The sequence below is a fragment of the Flammeovirga sp. AWQ4_249 genome (assembly GCF_056161045.1).
The window spans coordinates 73,386-93,637 of record NZ_JBSWYJ010000004.1; the positions used below are offsets into that span (position 1 = coordinate 73,386).

General features: G+C 32.9%; 16 protein-coding genes and 6 tRNA genes. 9 read left to right on the top strand and 13 right to left on the bottom strand.

Translation table 11 applies throughout. The features are described 5' to 3' along the window. Positions 1-311 precede the first annotated feature (311 nt). Both ACXAHM_RS05220 and ACXAHM_RS05225 read left to right on the top strand, forming a co-directional pair. Entirely contained in the window at positions 312-3,401 is a 3,090-nt protein-coding gene (locus ACXAHM_RS05220) for a SusC/RagA family TonB-linked outer membrane protein (protein WP_474959357.1), read from the top strand. Positions 3,402-3,438: 37 nt separating this feature from the next. After that, positions 3,439-5,355, top strand: coding sequence for a SusD/RagB family nutrient-binding outer membrane lipoprotein (locus ACXAHM_RS05225; RefSeq protein ID WP_474959358.1), 1,917 nt, complete (start codon positions 3,439-3,441; stop codon positions 5,353-5,355). Between the two features lie 58 nt (positions 5,356-5,413). Here the strand turns inward: ACXAHM_RS05225 and ACXAHM_RS05230 are convergent, their stop codons facing one another. Next, positions 5,414-7,984 (bottom strand): SpoIIE family protein phosphatase, encoded by a 2,571-nt coding sequence (locus ACXAHM_RS05230; protein ID WP_474959359.1) that lies wholly within the window; start codon positions 7,982-7,984, stop codon positions 5,414-5,416. An 11-nt stretch (positions 7,985-7,995) separates the two neighbouring features. Then, a complete protein-coding gene (locus tag ACXAHM_RS05235) occupies positions 7,996-8,823 on the bottom strand; it encodes a phosphate ABC transporter substrate-binding protein (protein ID WP_474959360.1) in 828 nt (275 codons plus the stop codon). A 190-nt stretch (positions 8,824-9,013) separates the two neighbouring features. Here ACXAHM_RS05235 and ACXAHM_RS05240 point away from each other — a divergent pair, with 190 nt between their 5' ends. Further along, complete coding sequence (locus tag ACXAHM_RS05240; RefSeq protein WP_474959361.1) at positions 9,014-9,565, top strand: 1-acyl-sn-glycerol-3-phosphate acyltransferase; 552 nt, start codon at positions 9,014-9,016, stop codon at positions 9,563-9,565. A gap of 38 nt (positions 9,566-9,603) precedes the next feature. On the opposite strand, the gene ACXAHM_RS05245 is transcribed toward ACXAHM_RS05240, so the two are convergent. The 10 genes from ACXAHM_RS05245 to ACXAHM_RS05290 form a co-directional block, all read right to left on the bottom strand. Then, positions 9,604-10,059: a hypothetical protein gene (locus tag ACXAHM_RS05245; RefSeq protein ID WP_474959362.1), complete on the bottom strand. Its 456-nt coding sequence runs from the start codon at positions 10,057-10,059 to the stop codon at positions 9,604-9,606. 267 nt (positions 10,060-10,326) lie between these two features. Next, positions 10,327-10,902 (bottom strand): outer membrane beta-barrel protein, encoded by a 576-nt coding sequence (locus ACXAHM_RS05250; RefSeq protein ID WP_474959363.1) that lies wholly within the window; start codon positions 10,900-10,902, stop codon positions 10,327-10,329. 311 nt (positions 10,903-11,213) lie between these two features. After that, positions 11,214-11,798: an outer membrane beta-barrel protein gene (locus tag ACXAHM_RS05255; protein WP_474959364.1), complete on the bottom strand. Its 585-nt coding sequence runs from the start codon at positions 11,796-11,798 to the stop codon at positions 11,214-11,216. A 329-nt stretch (positions 11,799-12,127) separates the two neighbouring features. After that, positions 12,128-12,201, bottom strand: a tRNA-Arg gene (locus tag ACXAHM_RS05260). Between the two features lie 20 nt (positions 12,202-12,221). After that, positions 12,222-12,296: transfer RNA gene (locus ACXAHM_RS05265), tRNA-Pro, on the bottom strand. Positions 12,297-12,329: 33 nt separating this feature from the next. Continuing rightward, positions 12,330-12,403: transfer RNA gene (locus ACXAHM_RS05270), tRNA-Arg, on the bottom strand. A gap of 22 nt (positions 12,404-12,425) precedes the next feature. Beyond that, positions 12,426-12,500 (bottom strand) — tRNA-Pro (locus tag ACXAHM_RS05275). A 36-nt stretch (positions 12,501-12,536) separates the two neighbouring features. Then, positions 12,537-12,610, bottom strand: a tRNA-Arg gene (locus ACXAHM_RS05280). 24 nt (positions 12,611-12,634) lie between these two features. Next, a tRNA-Pro gene (locus ACXAHM_RS05285) sits at positions 12,635-12,709 on the bottom strand. A gap of 153 nt (positions 12,710-12,862) precedes the next feature. Continuing rightward, positions 12,863-14,182: a type IX secretion system plug protein gene (locus tag ACXAHM_RS05290; protein ID WP_474959365.1), complete on the bottom strand. Its 1,320-nt coding sequence runs from the start codon at positions 14,180-14,182 to the stop codon at positions 12,863-12,865. 268 nt (positions 14,183-14,450) lie between these two features. Here ACXAHM_RS05290 and ACXAHM_RS05295 point away from each other — a divergent pair, with 268 nt between their 5' ends. From ACXAHM_RS05295 to ACXAHM_RS05320, 6 genes are all read left to right on the top strand, one after another. Then, positions 14,451-14,999, top strand: coding sequence for a hypothetical protein (locus tag ACXAHM_RS05295; protein ID WP_474959366.1), 549 nt, complete (start codon positions 14,451-14,453; stop codon positions 14,997-14,999). 256 nt (positions 15,000-15,255) lie between these two features. Then, a complete protein-coding gene (locus ACXAHM_RS05300; RefSeq protein WP_474959367.1) occupies positions 15,256-16,629 on the top strand; it encodes a 4Fe-4S dicluster domain-containing protein in 1,374 nt (457 codons plus the stop codon). 35 nt (positions 16,630-16,664) lie between these two features. Then, positions 16,665-17,474 (top strand): (Fe-S)-binding protein, encoded by an 810-nt coding sequence (locus tag ACXAHM_RS05305; RefSeq protein ID WP_474959368.1) that lies wholly within the window; start codon positions 16,665-16,667, stop codon positions 17,472-17,474. A 115-nt stretch (positions 17,475-17,589) separates the two neighbouring features. Continuing rightward, on the top strand, positions 17,590-18,090 hold the full coding sequence (locus tag ACXAHM_RS05310; RefSeq protein WP_474959369.1) for a hypothetical protein: 501 nt from the start codon (positions 17,590-17,592) through the stop codon (positions 18,088-18,090). A 28-nt stretch (positions 18,091-18,118) separates the two neighbouring features. Further along, positions 18,119-18,835 (top strand): dipeptidase PepE, encoded by a 717-nt coding sequence (gene pepE / locus ACXAHM_RS05315; protein ID WP_474959370.1) that lies wholly within the window; start codon positions 18,119-18,121, stop codon positions 18,833-18,835. A 199-nt stretch (positions 18,836-19,034) separates the two neighbouring features. Next, positions 19,035-20,132: a J domain-containing protein gene (locus ACXAHM_RS05320; protein WP_474959371.1), complete on the top strand. Its 1,098-nt coding sequence runs from the start codon at positions 19,035-19,037 to the stop codon at positions 20,130-20,132. Here the strand turns inward: ACXAHM_RS05320 and ACXAHM_RS05325 are convergent, their stop codons facing one another. Continuing rightward, the gene (locus ACXAHM_RS05325; protein WP_474959372.1) at positions 20,133-20,249 is read right to left on the bottom strand and encodes a DUF4357 domain-containing protein; all 117 of its coding nucleotides are present in this window, start codon (positions 20,247-20,249) and stop codon (positions 20,133-20,135) included. It abuts the gene before it with no gap. Positions 20,250-20,252: the final 3 nt, after the last annotated feature.

The window sequence follows — 20,252 nt, forward strand, 5'->3', positions numbered from 1 at the left end:
TTAAATATAAAAAAGGCATAATTAAGTACATTACAATGCGTGTTTTGCATGATTTAATGCATTTTCGTGTAACACAATATTGCATTTACAATTCATTCTTCTACATTTGTGTTCATGATACACTTCTAAAGTGTTTATCTAACAAACAATAATTACAGCAAGCAAAGAGTATATATTAACAGCAAGTTTTTTTCTATCATAAACTTATAAGTATCAGATGAAATAAATTTTTACTACATTTTTTCTAACCTAATGTAAGCAAGGAATATACTCTTATTGCGAACTATTTTATTAACTCGTTTATCAGTAGAATGAAAAGAATTTTACAATCCATCGTAATGATGCTTGTGTTCTTCATGACCTGCACAACGGCACTTCATGCGCAAGAACAGCTCATCAAAGGTACTATCAAAGACTCGATGACAGGAGAACCTTTGATCGGTGCATCAATCAAAATCAAAGGAACCACAAAAGGTTCAATTACAGATTTTAATGGGGAGTTCAAATTACAGGCAGAACCAACCAGTGAACTTCAAATTTCTTACATTGGCTATGAAACATTAGAAATCAACGTCAACAACAGAACATTAATCGACATCAAACTAGCTTCAAATGCTACAGAAATGGAAGAATTAGTTGTTGTTGGTTTAGGTGTAAAAAGAGATGAGAGATCTCTTGGTTATGCTGTACAAGAAGTAAAAGGTGACGAACTCGGAACTGTTGCTAGTTCGGCCAACGTGATGAATAGCTTGAGTGGTAAAGTTGCGGGTGTTCAAATCAATCAAGTAGGTGGTGGCCCAGGATCTTCATCCAATGTTGTCATTCGTGGTAATGCAATTTTAGATGGATCCAATCAGCCGTTATATGTTGTTGATGGTATTCCATTAAGCAACAATAACTACGACAATGCAAATGACAAGGACAATGGTGGTGTAGACACTGGTGATGGTTTATCAGGAATTAACCCTGAAGATATTGAATCAATGTCCGTACTAAAAGGACCGGCTGCTACTGCTATTTATGGTTCAAGAGGTATCAATGGTGTGGTAATGATTACCACTAAATCTGGAAAAGGTGGTAACGAAGGCTTAGGCGTTGATTTTTCTCATTCATCAACAGTTTCTACCTTCGGAATTACACCTGATAATCAAGAAGAATACGCACACGGTACTGCAGGTAATTTCTCTCCAAATCCTACAAAAGATTATGGAATGTGGGGACCAAAAGTTACTCCTGGTATGACTACAAATTCATATTATGATGGCAAAGAAAGAGAAGTTCAATTCTACGATAACTATGATGAATTTTTCAAACCTTCATACACAGCAAATACGAATGTGGCTTTAACTAAAAACACTGAAAGTAGTTCAGTAAGATTCTCGTATTCAAACATGCTAAACAATGGTAATGTTGAAAACCAAGGATATGAAAGAAATACATTCAGTTTGAGAGGTACTTCTGATTTAAATGACAAACTACACTTAGATGCAAGAGCTAACTACGTTAAGGAGTCTGCTGAAAACAGACCTTATATGGGTAACAATGGTTACAACTATATGGGTTATATAAGTGCAATTCCAAACTCATACAATGTAGCTTGGATGAAAGATTATAAAGATGAAAATGGAATGCCTATTGGTTATGATCAAAATAACAACAACCCGTATTGGACTGCCAATGAAGTTTCTTATGAAGATTCTAAAGACAGATTTATGGGTATGGCATCATTAACTTATGATATTACTGAACATTTAAAAATCATGGGTAGAGCTGGTACAGACTATACCACTTGGAGAGCAAATTCTCTAGATCCATTGTATACGCCTCAGTATCAAACAGGTAGAGCTTTTGAGAGAACTCAATTAGAAAGAGAAGATAACTTTGATGGAATGCTGACTTACAATAACAAGTTTGGAAAGTTTGATGTTGTTGCCAATGTAGGTACATCTTATATGCATATCCAAAGAGAATTTTCTGATACAGGTTCTTCTAACTTTTCTGATCCATTACAACAAAACCCTATTGCAGGTTCAGATAGATTCGCTTCTTATAGTGCATATGAAAAAGCTATCTCATCAGTTTATGCAACTGCATCAATTGGTTATGATGGAATTTTATTCTTAGATGTTTCAGGACGTAATGACTGGTCTTCTACACTTCCTCTTGATAACAATTCATATTTCTATCCTTCAATTAGTGGATCATGGGTATTCTCGGACATGGATTGGGACACTCCTGAATGGTTAACTTTTGGTAAGGTAAGAGCATCTTGGGCACAAGTTGGATCAGATACTGACCCTTACATGTTATACCAAAATTATTCAATTGATGGACAAACACAAGACGGGCTTCAAACAGGTTCAATCTATGGAAATACCATCAACAATTCTAATTTAAAACCATCAATGCAAACTTCATATGAAGTTGGTTTCAACTTAAGAATGTTTGATGACATCGTGAATTTAGATGTAACATACTACAACTCTATTTCTAAAGATCAAATCATGAAAGTTCGTATTCCAGAATCGTCTGGTTACGAGGATGCCATCATTAATGCTGGTGAAATTGCCAACAAAGGTGTTGAAATCGCATTAGGGGTTAATGTGTTTAGAAAGAAAGATTTTAATTGGCACTCACAGATGAACGTTGCCTATAACCAAAATGAAGTGATCTCTTTAACAGATGAGGTAAATCAATATCTTATTGGTGAAGGTCCTGTAAATATTGTAGCTGCTCCAGGTCAACCATATGGTGCTATTTATGGTACAGCTTACAAAAGAGATGACAATGGAAATATTATTGTAAACTCAGACGGTGTACCACAAGTGGAAGATGGATACCAACAAATTGGTAACTCAGTCCAACCATGGATGTTAGGTTTCATCAATAATTTCCAATACAAAAACTTCACATTAGGTGTTGTCATTGAAGGTAAATTTGGTGGTGAGATTTACTCTCAAACTAATGCTAGTATGTATTCTAATGGTAAACATCAAGATACTGCTGACGCAAGAAACGAGATGAATACAACAGGAACTTATAACCCTGGTAATTTAGTCACTGAAGACGGAACTCCTTACCCTGGATTCTCATCTTCTCAAGACATCGAAAACTATTTCCAAGCAACTGCTGGTGTAGATGAAGAATTTATTTACGATGCTTCTTATATCAGAATTAGTGAATTATCATTTGGTTATACATTCCCTAAAGCAATGATTGGCAATTGGAAAATGCAAGACCTAAGAGTTTCATTTGTAGCCTCTAATGTTTGCTACTTATGGAAAAACACTGAAAATATAGATCCTGCAGCTGCATTTGCTTATGGTAATGCTCAAGGTATGGAGGTAGGTTCGTACCCACTTCCTCAAACATTTGGCTTCAAATTGAATGCTAAATTCTAATTTATCTCCAAGTAAATCTTTCAAAAAAAATTGAATCATGAAATATCATAAATATATTCTAGGGTCTGTTTTATTTGCTTCATTGTTCTCATGTACTAATAAATTTGAGGAAATGAATGATAATCCTTGGACTTCAAATGAAATGGATTCTAAATTCCAATTCACGCATATCCAAAATAAACCTTACACTGATGCTGGCGAATGTCATAGAACAAACCTAATTATGGCAGGACCTATGTCTCAGGCAACAGGTAATTTATATGCCGTTGGTGAAGCTTTTGGAGTTGCTTACACAGAAGCTCCATGGAACAATATCTATAAAGATGTCCTAAAAAATGTCACTGATTTGGAAAAAAATCTTCAACCAAATTCAGCACAATTAGGGCAAGTTAAAATTGTAAAAGTTATTGACATGCTTAAGGTTGCTCAACTTTATGGAGATGCACCTTACTCTGAAGCAGGTCTTGGTTATACTGAACATATTTTATATCCTAAGTATGACACTCAAGAAGAAATGTTCAACAATATGATCACTGATCTTAAAGATGGCCGTGACATGTTGGACAATGGAGAGACTTTCAAAGATGACTTTTATTATAGAGGAGACAAAAATCTTTGGAAAAAGTTAGCCAATTCAATGCTAATGAAGATTGCTCTTTTTATGTCAGAAAGTGATCCTGGTAAAGCAAGCGATATTTTCAAAGAAGCATACAATCACAGTGCAGGTTATATCTCAACATTAACAGAAACTGCCAAATTAGAACACTCTAATAACGGTGGTGCATGGGGTGGCCACATGAATGGTAGTGGTGCTGCAATGACATCACAAGCAGGTGGTCATGGTTATGGATACATCAGTGAAACGGCATTAAAATCTATGCAATCAAGAAAAGACCCAAGGTTATTTTACGTTGCGGGTGTTCTTGACGCTTCAGTTGCTCCTTCTGAAATGATTTACCCTAAAGAAAATTTCAATCCTTTTGAAATGGCAGAAGAATGGGGTGAAGCAGTTAAGCCTGTTTCATTAAGAGGAACAAGAATGGGGGACCAAGATGGACAAATTGCTTTGTTTGCAATAAGTGAATCAGGTAATCCTTCTGATGCTCACACTATTATTTCTGATTACCATGGCAAAAAAGATGGAGAGGGAAATTATGTAACATATCCAGGAGGCGTTTTATTAAATGAAGGAGGAACTAAATTTACTTTAGCATCATTAAACAATGAGACTATCTTAAATCCATTATCTCCTACCCTAATCATGGGTTCTGATGAAGTTCATTTTATGATTGCAGAAGCAATTGAAAAAAATCTAATCCCTGGTAATTCTTCATCTCATTATGAAGCTGGTATTAGAGATGCCATCAAAAAGTACCAAGTTTTCTATCCTGGTCAAGAATATGCTGAAACTGCTATTGAAGTTTACAAAACGACAATTGATGACAAAAGCTACAGCTATGAAAACGGCATGGAAGAATACCTTAACCAAGCAATGTTAGATTATAGTTCTTCTAGCAACAAACTAGATAACATCATTTACCAATCTTGGGTTTCTCAAATCGGAAATGGTATCGCAACATTTGCATTATGGAACAGAACTCACCTACCTTCATTTGTAGACCCAGTTCTTAAGCAAGCAGATTATGAGTTCATCGATATCCCTGTTTACACAGAAGATATCCGTCAACTTTACATTGACGGCGAAGATTTACCGCTTCCTATTGGCACTAAATCTGTGAATTTCCATTCTCCAGGATCAACATCATTTGTTAGATCAAGAAGATTTGAATATCCTTCAAATGAAATGTCTTCAAATACAACTAATTATCAAGAAGCGGTTGATAGACAAAGAAATGAAACAGGCAACACAAATCAATTCAATACAGTTGATATGTGGATGAGCTATAAAGGAACTTTCTCTAATGAAAAAGGCGTAGAGTTAATTAAAAAGTAATATTTAAACGTAAAAAATAGTCAAAAAGGGTTGCTGTTTCTCTAACAGCAACCTTTTTCTATATATAAGAGATCTCTTCTATTAAAGCCTCTTTTTCCTCCTGATCTATTTTCAAAATAGCTTCAATTTGAAATCCAATTACCAAAATATCATCTGTCTGTTTTTCATTCCCTTGCATCCATTCATTGATAGTCATCGCAATAATTGACTTTTGCTCAAACATTGGTTTATTAGATACATTAAAAAATAAATCTCTCAAGTTTTTCTTTAAAAACTTCCTCCCTTTATCACCTCCAAATTGATCTTGATAACCATCTGTGCACATATAAACACTTTCAATTTGTGCATTTGGATCATTTAATTTTATACTATGATCTTGAAATGGCTCATACTTCTTTTTCTTTAAAATATGTCCTCCAATAGATTGTTTTTCACCTTGAATTACAGCAATTTCCCTAATACCAATACTATTTGTTTGAACTACATATAAAGGATGATGTGCCCCCGCAAATTTTAATTCTTGTTTTTTACTATTTATCACACATATACCAATATCCATCCCATCTTTATTATTTCTACTCTCCTGTTGTAAAACCATCCTTATTCTCCTATTTAATTCATCCAATACCTTTGCAGGCGATGTCTCATTATTTGATTGAATGATATTTGATAGAATTTCTCGACCAAGGATTGACATAAATGCTCCTGGAACACCGTGCCCTGTACAATCTGCAACAACTAAAAAAGTGTAATCTCCTTTTTTTTCAAACCAATAAAAATCTCCACTAACGATATCCTTTGGACGATAAAATATAAAAGCATCTTTAAATTGAGATCGTATTGTTGATATATTAGGTAATAAAGCTTGTTGTATCCTTTTAGCATATTGAATACTACTTGTCTGCTGTGAGTTCTTCTTTTCAAGTTCCTCTAGTGTACCTTGCAACAACAAATTACTATTCATTAATTCTTCCCTATGATTATTAATCTGTTGGGTTTTTCTTAGAACCTGTGCTTCCATATCCTCAAAGTTCATGGCAGTTTGTAAAGCACTTACCGCATAAGTCACAACACTACCTAACATATTAATTTGCACTTCAGTAAACGCCTCCTTTTTCTCATTATGAATAGCCAATACACCTATTTTACCTAGTGAAGAAGTTAACGGCAAATAAATAATAGAAGCCGGTTTTCGATGAGTAATCACCGGTAAAAGATGCTTATAAGGACTTTCTTTTTCTCCCAAAAAATCTAATGAAATAATAGGTTCCTGAATTCTATAACAAGTCACGCCAAGGTGCGTATTTTCTGCTAATAATCGGTCAAATTCATAATACTTTCCTTCTTTGTCATAACCTTTGTAAGAAAGATGATCTTCATTGACAATACCCACCATAAAAAGAGAAAAATCTAAGATGTTATTAAGAGCTACATTAAACTCTAAGATAATATCTCCTACCGATGTATGATTACTTAACTTATTTCCAATTTTTCGAATTGTATCAATCTTTTCATAGGTGGTTGCTAACTCCTCTTTCTGTTTTAAAATCTCATTTTTTCTTTCATTAATATTCTCTAAAACATAGTTAAAGTCTTGTGATAAAGTACCAATCTCGTCTTTTGTTTTAATGGTATAGATCTTCCCCTTAAAATTATCTTCGACAATTTTATGAATAGATCTTGATAACTCATTTATTGGTTTCCCTAAACGATTTAATAAATAAAATAGCAGAATTCCATTTACAAAAAGAATGATAAAAGCTGAAATAATGACTATGATTAGATTAACATTCTGCCAAAATCTTTCTGACTTTTTTACCAAAGAAGTAACATTATTAATATCATTTTCAATCTTGTTGATTGTATTATTTAGATTGTCTTTTAATCCTAAATTACCAAAATGACCTAACTGCCTATCTAATTTTACTAATTCTGTAAAGTAACTTTCATAATTATCCAAAGCACCTTTTAAATAAACTTTCCCATATTTATCAGCAACCGTTCTATCAATATCTAATTTTAATTGTTTTAAAACATTTGAAAGCTTACTTACATAGGCACTATCTTTTCTTAGCATATAATCTTTTTCATGTCTTCTAAGAGATAAAATTTTCACTTGATCTAAATTATACCCTGAATTCATAACACTATATACTGAACGACGCATATCGCCTTCCACCCCAAAACTTTTAAAGCCTCGATTTAACTGCACTTCTACGAGTGAATCTAATGTTAATTGATAAACTTGAATAGACTTTTCTAATGACCTTAATTTTAAATTAATAGTAGATTGACTTGTAAAGCGTTCAACATAAAAAGCATCTAACTGATCTTCTATCTCGCTTATTATTGTCTTACTTTCTTCTATATAATTATTTTTTCCTGTTTCATAAAAAGTTGGATTTATGGTCTCTGTAAGTAGAAAGGCTTGCTGATTGGCTTTTAGAGTTTGAACTCTATCCGACACTTTATTTAAATTAGATACAACATCCTCAGCTTTAATTGTTGTGTTATTTATATATGCATAGACAAAGAATACGATACTAATAATGATTAAATTAGCTGTAAAGGACCATATCAATCGTGTCTTAATACTTTTAGCTTGTCTTTTTTGATTTTTGATTTTCATAGTTAGATAATTTAAAAGGCTGGTATATAACCTTTATGAGCAATAATTTGCTGTCCTTTCTCTGAAAGTGCAAACTTTACAAAATGTTGAACGGTATCTCTTTCAGAATTTCTATAATAAAGATAGAGTGGTCGAGAAAGTGGATAAATTTTTAATAAAGCATTTCTAAATGAGGGATATATAAAATCAATATTATTTTTACTAATTGAAACTGGCTGTACAATTTCATCAATATAAGCTATACCGCAATAACCAATTGCCCCTTCTTGTTGGCTAACTTTCTGTACGACCTCTGAATTAGAACCTGCAATTATGCTATAATTTGAAATATCATTATTCTTCAGTACTTGAGATTTAAAAAAACCATAACTACCAGAATTAATATCTCTAGTTATGACAACAATAGGTATATCTTTTCCTCCTAAAGTTTTCCAATTCGTTATTTCTCCTTTAAATATTTTTGAAAGGTTGTCTAAGGAAAGTTTACTAATGTCATTCTCTGGATTTATAATAATTGACAAAGCATCAAAGGCAATTATTTCTTCTTTTAGTAAATCATATTTAGCTTCTATTTCCTCTCTTTCATTGGTGTTTACTTTTCGTGAAGATAATGCAAAATGAATCGCGTAGTTTGATAAGCCAATAAAGCCTGTTGTACTCCCTCCTCCTTCAACATTGATAGACGCAGCGTTTCCATATGTATTCGCTAAAGCTTTAATAACTGGCAACATAGTATCACTTCCTTGTCCTTTTAGTTGATTTAATTGTGCATTTACAGTAGTAGTTGTATTTAAATAGAAAAAAAGTATTGTAATGATTAGTTGAACTAAATTCTTCATTATTTTAGCGTTTGTTTACCACAAAATACGAGATCAAATGTTACCATTACGCAACGAGAAGTTTATGTTTTTTTGACATTTAGAAGGTAACAACAAAGAATTAATTCACAATTAATTGAACATAAAAACTACCAAATGATGTATTTATCATTATTTGGAGATATATTAGCACTAATCTAATGTTAATAATATGAAAACACTTTGGGTTTGGCTCTTCAAACTTTCAGGATGGAAAGTAGAAGGAAGATTACCAGAAGGAATAAAAAAAGCGGTTGTAGTAGTTGGCCCCCATACTAGTTTTTGGGATTTTTTAGTAGGCATACCTGCACGAGAAATACTAGGCGTCAAGTCTAAGTTTTTTATTAAAAGTTCACTTTGCATAGGTCCTTTAGGATGGTTTTTAAAATCTTTAGGTGCTATCCCTGTTGTAAGAACAAAAAACACACGATTAGTTGATCAAGTGATTGAAGCTTTTAATACACATGATGAACTTATCATGGCGGTGACTCCAGAAGGAACTAGATCTTACAATCCTAATTGGAAATCCGGCTTTTATAGAATCGCTTCAGGTGCACAGGTTCCAATTTACATGGTTGGCTTTTGTTTTAAAACAAAAAAAGTTGTACTTGGAAATAGATTAGATCCTTCTGGTAACATTGAAGATGATACTTTTAAGATTAAAAAGTTCATGAGTCAATATGTTGGTAAGCATCCTGAAAAAGGAGTAAGAATTGAAGAATAAAAAAGGGCGTTTGGTATAAAGTACCAAACGCTCTTTTTTTAGTAACGTAAAGAATTAAAATTGAAACTTAAACGTAACTCAACAGCATTAATATAAAGTTCATCTGTTTCATTGATTGTCCAATTTGGAGACAAACGCCAAGCAATAGCTAATCTAAAGAAATCAACATCTAATCCTGCTTCTGAAGTAAAACCTATCATTTCAAGGTGATTATCATTTGAGATTCGTATACCATGTTCTTCGACTCCATAATCTCCCATATTAATATGGTAATACCCCAAACCTAACCCGACAAATGGTTTAATTATTCCATACTCAAATTTCTTTCGACCAATGATATTAATGGAATTGAAACTTGCATACCTCGTTTCACCCCGATATACTTTGTATTTAATATTTTGACGAATCCAACTAGTATTAAAATCGGCAGCTAACGAAATATCACTTTTAACATCTGCTTCAATATTAAATAAACATTCCCATACCTCCTCCATATATTAATGCGTCATTCACATCTAAATTTATGTAATTGAATGGTGTCCCAAAACCAACTTTAAAAGTTCGTTCTTGTGCAAGAAGTTTAATATTACATACTGAAAGGATTAAAAGAAAGATAAATACTTTTTCATAAAAAAATAGTTTGCTAGTAATAGATTGATATCATATACTATGACAAGCAATAAATAAAGTATGACAAAAAAATGGCATAAAAAAAGGATGAATTCGAAAATTCATCCTCTCTCTGTTGGAAGAAGTAAATGTTATCTACTTGCGAAGTTGATGTTAAAGATTGCTCTTAACTCAAAGTTTGAAGAACCTAATTTTAATTCTTCTTCACCTAAGATATCATAATTAACATTTGACATGATATGATAAATACCAGAAATTTGGAAGAACCCTAAGTTTAAGCCAACTTCAGGAGAAACACCAAATGCAGTTTTAGAATCAAAACCTGCAGAACCTGGAACGACGTTATACATACCAATACCTAAACCTACATGAGGTCTAACTTTACTTTCTCCAAAGTGATATTTACCTCTTAATGAGTAGTTTCCAATTGCAGTTGCATCTACATCAGAACCACTGTCACCTTCTAAAATTGCTGCTGCTGAAGCAATTTCAAGACCAACTGAAATCTTTGGATTTATGTTGTAATAGAAATTTCCTAAAAATGTGAAACCAGTACCATTAGCTTTAGCTTCTTCGCCACCTAATGTTGCTTTTTGGCTCATCATAGAAACACCTCCACCAAGACCAATAGTGAATTTCTTATCTTGAGCTTGTGTTGATAGAACCGAAGCGAATGCTAAAAAGAATAATAAAAATAACTTTTTCATTGTAATGTTAAATTAAAGTTGCTTTGTAGTTTATACAATAGTTTTTTATAAAATAGTTTTATTTTTCCAACGGTTCAAAGTTGTTTTTTTCGATTTAAAAAATCAAAACAAAATACTTATAGTTACAGAAATACTTAGAATAGTAACACATAATATTATTTAAATTATATTAAAAATCTTAATTTTATTAAAAAAAGACAAACACTTCTTAAGTAAGTGTAATTTAGACAAATAAAAAGAGGTGGATCATTTTTAATTGAAACACCTCTTTACACATATATCAATAGAAGATATAGATTATTCTGAAAGCTCTATCTGTTGATGAAGTTAATATTGAAAACCATTCTCACTTCTATATTTGAGTATTCTGAATCATATGTATAGGTATCGGATATTAATGTTGGTACATAATGGTATACAGCAGCTAACTGGAAAAAACCGAAATTCATACCAAATTCAGGAGAAAATCCTATTCCTGTACCCACAGGTATTAAACCATAATTAACCTCAGACGTGAAATCTGGAGAAGTGACACTATAAATACCAGTACCAAAACCAATATGTGGTCTCACTTTACTTTTTCCAAAGTGATATTTCAATCTAAAACTTAAATTGCTAAAACCCGATGCAGTTTCTGATTCATAACTATATGCATTAGGGTCTTCAAAAAATACTGCACCTGCACCAAACTCTGCTCCCATTGAGAATTTTGGGGAAATATTATAGTAAAAATTTACAAAGAAATCTCCCCCAATACCGTCATAAACTTTAGTTGGTTCAGTTAAAGTGGTTATTGCTGCTCCTCCACCAATACCAATTGTGAGGTATTTATCTTGTGCTTGCGTCGATAATAAAGAAGAAAAGGCGATGATAAGTAGTAAAAAAATCTTTTTCATAATAAAAGATATAGTCGATTAATTAAAAAAATTGTGTAAAGATCATTTTTGCATGATGCTGTAAAAATGTTGAACATCTCTTAAATAAACAATAAATAGCATAATTATATTTAAAATATATGTATTACAACTATCTTGATTCATTTATATTGATTTAAAAAGTCTAACTCTTCTATTTTTTATAGAATAAGAGTTGTTACTATATATTTACTTTGAAAGCAGGTTTTATGTTAATTGAGTTGAAAAAATTTAATTATTCTAAGAACAAAGATTTTTTTGAGCATAAAAAAGCCGATAACATTGCTGTTATCGGCTTATCGAATCACAAGTGATCCGACCAGGACTCGAACCTGGAACCTACTGCTTAGAAGGCAGTTGCTCTATCCAGTTGAGCTATCGGACCATCCTTAAAAGTTCTTCTAGTCGGGATGGCAGGATTCGAACCTGCGACCCCCTGGTCCCAAACCAGGTACACTAACCGGACTGTGCTACATCCCGAAGAATTCCTAAGAAGGAATGGTATTTCAATTGTGATCCGACCAGGACTCGAACCTGGAACCTACTGCTTAGAAGGCAGTTGCTCTATCCAGTTGAGCTATCGGACCATCCTTTTAAAGTTTTTTATCGTCGGGATGGCAGGATTCGAACCTGCGACCCCCTGGTCCCAAACCAGGTACACTAACCGGACTGTGCTACATCCCGATAAGTTTCTTTAAAAGAAACATTAAATAAAAACAGTGATCCGACCAGGACTCGAACCTGGAACCTACTGCTTAGAAGGCAGTTGCTCTATCCAGTTGAGCTATCGGACCATACCTTTGAAAGTAATTCAAAAGTCGGGATGGCAGGATTCGAACCTGCGACCCCCTGGTCCCAAACCAGGTACACTAACCGGACTGTGCTACATCCCGAAGTGACTCTCAAGAGGACTGTTTTTGTTTAATGCGGTGCAAAGGTGTAGGTATTTTCTTAACTACGCAAGTATCTGTATAACTTTTTTATGCTAACCAATGTAAACGCATTATTTTTCAAGTATTTATATCTTCAAAAAAGTTGATATTTTTTTATCGATTAGCAAAAATAGCCCTATGACCAACTATTCTATCAGCTCTATCTCCAGGTCCACGATAGTATACAAGAATATCATATTGGTTCTTCGTTAGGTTAAAACTACCTTCTAGTATAATATCATCCCTTGTCATTTTAGATGTATTAACAAGAGTATACATATAATCATACCTTCCTTGCTTCACTATAGCAGATCCAACATAAGCTTTCATGCGTTCATCATAAACTAATTTATTTTCTTGATTCAATTGCCATTGAGAAAATCCTCCATAAGCATATATATCACCTACATATTGTTTATCTGTTTTCAATAAGAAGAATACTTCCATATAATCAGACTCCAACCAATACTCTTGTTTACCAAATGCATTGATCACATAACCTCCATTATAATCTCTCTGTTGCTGATTAAAAGCTTTCCCATTTCTTACTAAATCTGTTCTGAGCTTTATCTTTCTAAAATTCTTCATTAAATCAGTAGAAGAAACGCTCACGCCACTATTATTAACACTACTGATTTCAAATACTCTAAATTCATTACTACCCATAAATGAATTTTCACCATCATAATAACTATAATCGAGTACATGTTCAGGACCTTTAATAAAGCGAGGTTTCAAATTCGTAATTGCGTTATCCCATCTTGAATTCTGTAAAATTGTCACTGAAAAATCTCTTGTTGGGTTCACAACTGTCAAGTTTTTATAATTTACAGTAAAATCAATTTGTTGTTTATACCTCCTATCATTTCCTCTGGCATCAACCATTTTGGAAGCAACGACAGCATTCTTCTCATATACCATAAACCTTTTTGTAATGACCAAATCCTCTTTATTTCCTTCATGATATACCTTAATTATATAATTACCAGACATCATCACTTTTGGAAGTTGGAAAGTAAAATGTACGAATGGCACACTCGTATTTATTGAGAAATCAAAATCATTCAACTTGAATGAATTGTAATCTTTCATAAATTCAATAGGTTGTAATTCTGAAGGTGTCCAATCTCGATTACAATGAACTATTTCAGCTTCAAAATAAGGAGCATCATCTCCAAAGGCATCGAATTCTAAAAATATTGGAAACTGCTGATCTATTCTTACTATAGGTGTATTAAGCTGTGGTATATTTCTAGTACCTCCTCTTGTATACAATTGTACAGTTCTGATATTAGGATCATATACAAAGTCAGTATATCTGATTTTTTTATTTTGATAGTCTTTAGGAGTAATAATCTCCCACTTTTTAGCTTGTCCAAAACAAGTAAATATTGTAAAAAATGAAAAAATTAGAAGGGACAAGTACTGTTTCATGTTTATTAAAGCATTTTATAATTTAGTTAAGGCAAGATACATCTTTTTATATTCATCAAAAGGAAAAAAACACTAACAAAAAATTAAGTAACAGTGTGTGACAAACTGTTTTTCTTAAAATTCACTTAAAGACTATAATTTTATATAAATGAAGTTAAAATACTCTCTTCTAGTTAAATAAATTTTCACTTTTTACAAGCGAATCGTTTAGATTAGATATTGTTAATGAAAAAAACCTAATATTATCTTCTAAGCCTAATTGAATTTTATGTTTAAATTTCTCTATTTTTTAGTAACTATTTCAGTTATTTTAAGCTTTACAAAAGAAGCAGAAGCTCAAATCCTTACAGATACTCGTAATCAAATCTATGTGGGCTTTATTTCAACAGGCTCTGATTTTGTCATAGATGACGACAATACATATGGTCTAAATTTACAATACGGAAGAGATTTTAAATATTTTAAAGGTGGTCGATTTGTTATTGGAGGAAAAGTATCCTACTCCAACATGCAAGGAATAGCAAATACTAAGATGGGCTTAACATTGAGAACACAGAAAAAATTGTTCTTCGATATGGATGTGTTAGTAGGCATGTCTTCTATTCATAACAAAGAAATATTAGAAAGCTTAGAAACTAATTATCCTGATAAAAAACATCATGCACCTATTTTAGGAACTGCCCTAGGGATAGGTTACCGATTTCCTTACAGTAGATGGCTCATACATAGTGCTTATAATATTAATACAGCCCTTGATCATGAAAACTTTGGAAACTTCAGAGGAGGATTTATGATTCAATTAGGTTATCGTTTTTAGTTGAGAAACACAATAAATGAATGAATATTCATATTTAGAATCATTCTTAATAAGTGTTCTTTTGACGTTATTCTCCTAAAAATCAAAATAAATCTCAGTTTCTGACTTATATTTATCTAGATAATTTGCTTTCAAACATTTGTAAATACGCATTTAAAGTACTTTATTAGCAATAAATACTCTGCATGCATAACAAATTAATGTTTTGCGAGTTATATGATAAATACAATAAACACACAGAAACTTTTTAAACATTATGATTCAGATTGTGCAACAACTACTTTTTGTAGCCGCAATCGGTTTAACAGGTTATTTGGTAACCAAGAGAGCTAGATTTATTTACAAAAACATCTTCATCGGAAAAGATGTTGAAATCAAGGGGGATAAACAGAAGAGGTTAGGAAATATGCTACGTCTTGCGTTTGGTCAACAAAAAATGTTTGATCGCCCTGTGGTTGGTCTAATGCACTTTGCAGTTTATGCCGGTTTTTTATTAATCAACATTGAAGTATTAGAAATTGTCCTTGATGGATTAACAGGACAACATAGGATATTTTCAGGAGTTCTACCTTTAGGTTTATACAAATTCTTAGGAAGCTTCTTCGAGGTAATGGCATTAGCAGTTACAGTGTCTTGTTTCATATTCTTGATTAGAAGGAATGCATTAAGAATTCCTCGTTTTCACATGGCGGAAATGAAAGGTTGGCCCTACAGAGATGCGAACATCATTTTATACGCTGAGATCATCTTAATGACGATGCTTTTCACAATGAACGCTACAGATGCTGTTTTACAAACTCAAGGTGCTGATCATTACCCTGTTATAGGAACATTTGCGATAAGTCAATTGTTTGTGCCACTATTCTCAGGATTATCAACAACTGCATTAGTTGCTTTAGAAAGAACTGCATGGTGGGTACATATAGTAGGTATATTTGCTTTCTCTGTATACATTACCTATTCAAAACATTTACATATTTTCTTAGCATTCCCAAATACCTATTTTGCGAAACTCCAACCTAAAGGTCAGATGGAAAATATGGAGTCAGTGACCAATGAGGTTAAAATCATGATGGGTATACCTGTTGAAAACGCTGATCAAGGTGACGCAGACGAAATGCCTACTTTTGGTGCTAAAGATGTGCAAGACCTTACTTGGAGAAATGTATTAAATGCATATTCTTGTACAGAATGTGGTCGCTGTACTTCTCAATGTCCTGCTAACATTACAGGAAAGAAGTTATCCCCTCGTAAGGTAATGATGGATGTACGTGATCGAGCTGAAGAAATTGGTAAAAACAGAGATGCAAATGGAGGAACATTCCAAGATGACGGTAAAATGTTATACGGTGATTTCATTTCTAAAGAGGAATTAATGGCTTGTACCTCATGTAATGCATGTGCTGAAGCTTGTCCTATTAATATTGATCCACTAGGTATCATTCTAGAAATGAGAAGATATGTAGCGATGGAAGAATCTGGAACTCCTCAAGAATGGAATATGGTTTTCCAAAACATTGAAAACAATGCTGCTCCTTGGGCATTTGCTGCAAGTGACCGTTTCAAATGGGGTGAAGAATTACGCTCTCAAGAAGTAAGTAAAGACGAAGGCGAAGATATCAAAGCCTAAATCAATCGAATTCAACCAAGAAAATAGACATAAAAATGACAGCAAATAATAACACAAATTTTCTAAAAGTACCTACAATGGCCGAAATGGTCGAGCAAGGCAAACATCCAGAAGTATTGTTTTGGGTAGGTTGTGCAGGTTCTTATGACGATAGATATAAAAGAGTAATTACTGCATTTGTAAAAATATTAAATGAGATCGATGTAAATTTTGCCGTACTTGGGCAAGAAGAAAGTTGTACTGGAGATCCTGCAAGAAGAGCTGGCAATGAATTTTTATTCCAGATGCAAGCAATGCAGAACATTGAAGTATTAAATGCATATGAGATCAAAAAAATAGTCACAGCTTGTCCACATTGTTTTAATACGATCAAAAATGAATATCCTGCTCTAGGAGGAAATTATGATGTGGTGCATCACTCAGAATATTTGCAAGGTCTAATTAATGATGGACGTTTATCAGTTGATGGTGGTGAAGCCTTTAAAGGTAAAAAAATCACTTTCCACGATTCATGTTACTTAGGACGTGCCAATGATGTCTATAAAGCACCAAGAACGGTCATTGAAGCATTAGATGCTGATCTTGTTGAAATGAAACGTTGCAAGAAAAATGGTCTTTGCTGTGGTGCTGGAGGAGCTCAAATGTTTAAGGAACCTGAAAAAGGAAATAAAGACATTAATATTGAAAGAACAGAAGAAGCATTAGCTACAGGAGCAGAAGTTGTAGCAGCTGGATGTCCTTTCTGTATGACTATGATTAATGATGGTATCAAGAACAAGGAAAAAGAAAAAGAAGTACAAGTAATGGATTTAGCTGAACTTGTAGCAAAGTCAAAAGGCTTATAATATTTTGAATATATTCAAGAGGATCTTCATTAAAGGTCCTCTTTTTTATTTTTATTAAAATATTGCAATTTCAATAACACAGAGAAAGAATGTATATTGCAAAAAAAATAATACCATGTATAATAATATAGATTCACTTCCAGATTCTTCTCGTATTTGGATTTACCAATCCAATAGAGCATTTAATGCTGAAGAACTTTCTCAAATAAACACTGCTTTAGAACAATTTGTTGCTTCATGGAATGCTCATGGCAGTGATTTAAGTGCTAGTTTCACTATCGAAAAAAATCAATTTATCATTGTCAGTGTAGATGAAGGTGCACATGCAGCTTCTGGATGCTCAATAGATAAATCTGTTGGCATTATTAAGAATATTGAAACAGCCTTCAACGTAAATATGTTTGACAGAACATCAATTGCATTTATTAATGAAAACAATGCTGTTGAGATTTTCAAACTGTCTGAAGCAAAAAGTAGAGTGAACGAAGGTACACTTACGCCTACAACAAAAATCTTTGACAATACTATTCAAACTTTAGGAGATTTCAGACAACGTTGGATCGTTGACGCTGAAAATTCTTGGTTGAAAAGATATTTCAAAGTATCTGTTAAATAAATTCATATCCCTAAATTAAGCCTATTAAATGAACAAAAGAGATTTACTGATTGTCAGTACTTCAACTGTACATGGCAAACCTTACCTATCGTATTGTGAAAATACAATTAAAGATTTCTTCCAAGGTTGTACTGAAGTAATTTTCATACCTTATGCAAGGCCAGGAGGAATTTCTCATGATGAATATACAGAAATTGCGGCTCAAAAGTTTAACCAACTTGGCTTTAAGATGAGAGGACTTCATGAATTTGAAGATCCTAAGTCAGCCTTAGCAGTAGCTTCAGGAGTATTTACTGGTGGAGGCAATACTTTTGTTCTTTTGGATCAATTACAAAAATTAGGTTTAATTGAAACCATAAAAACTAGAGTAAGTGAAGGTATGAAATACATGGGTACAAGTGCTGGTTCTAATATTACAGGACTAACCATTAATACTACCAATGATATGCCGATTGCACATCCAGTAACATTGGACGCACTAGGTTTATTACCCTTTAATCTAAACCCTCATTATCTAGATCCTGATCCTACATCCAAACATATGGGTGAAACAAGAGAAACTAGAATCAAAGAGTTTCACACCTATAATGATCAAACTGTAGTCGGTCTTCGTGAAGGTTCTTGGCTTAGAGTTGAGAACGATTATATCCGTCTAGAAGGACCCTTATCTGCAAGAATTTTCGAGAAAAATAAAAAGCCTTATGAACTAACTCCTGAGGATGATTTTAATTTTCTTTTAAAATAAAATACTTTAGGATCACCTGAAATACATAGGTTTAGATGTGAATTAATCTTGTAATTTTTGAGGTGATCCTAATTTTCTTTAAAATTCATCTGTCTTTGCTTTTAATATTCTATTTTCACTTTTTAAAATTACGTGCTAACTAACAATTTCACTTTCTACTTTTCTTGAGAAGTGTGACGCACAAGAAATTATACATTCTATGAGTAATTATTATGAATTGCTAGGTATTGATAAGACAGCTGATAAAAAGGAAATCAAAAAAGCTTATCTACAATTAGCAAAAATATATCACCCAGATGTTTGTCAAAATCCGGCTGATGAAGAAAAATTCAAAATGATCAATGAAGCTTATGAAACCTTATTTGATGATGATAAAAGGTTTCGTTATGATCATGGTTTGACCTTCTTTACTACAACAAACGAAACAACTTCACCCAAACCCAAAAGAACTCCAACAACTGAGGACTTGAAAAGAAGAGCTAATTATCAAGCTCAAAAACAAGAAGAAATCAAGGAAGAGAAAAAAGTTTTAAGTAAAAGAAAAAAAGTAATGCCTTTCTTAGTGGCAGGTTATGTTGCAGCTATGATAGGTGTCATCTCTTTTTTCGTCCAACGCCAGAGTAAACTGGCGGCTGAACTTTACGTTACAGCCAAAACAAATCTTCAAGAAAAAAAAATAAGAGAAGTTCATCGAAATATCATTGAACTGATCGATTATGAGGCATTTACGGAGGCTCAATTAATTAAAGCAGGTATTGAGATTACTCAAAACCGTCCTAAAAGAGCTCTTTCTTATTTGGTTGAAACTGAAAAAGAAATAGATTTTGATAGAGAAAATTTAGTTGTAGATTTATATCTATCAATGGGTAAAGCTTATTATCAAAATAAACAAGGCAAAGAAGCAATTCGATCACTTACAAAAGTACTGGATAAAGGATTAGCATTAGAAGAAAGTTATCTATGGATGGGAAAAACATACAATGATAGGTTATTAGATTATGTTGCTGCAATTGATGCTTTATCTAAAATAGACAGAAAAAGTATACATTTTCCTGAAGCCTCTCTCCTATTAGGAATTGCCTATCAAAATAACCGTCAATTTGAACTTTCACATCAATTCTTAATGGAAAGTTTAAACTATCCCGAATACAAAGCTTTATCAAATTACTATCTAGGTTGGCATTATAACCTCTCAATGCAGAATAGTACAAAAGCTTGTATTTATTGGGAAAGATCAGCTCAACAAGGTTACACAGAAGCTAGATACCAATATAAAAGGCACTGCCAAGAGAAGTAATTATTTCCTTTTCAATTCATCTAAAGTTTTTCCATTTTTATCCTTCCACTCTAACCAACCGTTTGTATTTCTTGCTAAAACTTGTGAAGCTGCCGAACTTGGAGAGCTAAAAATCACTCA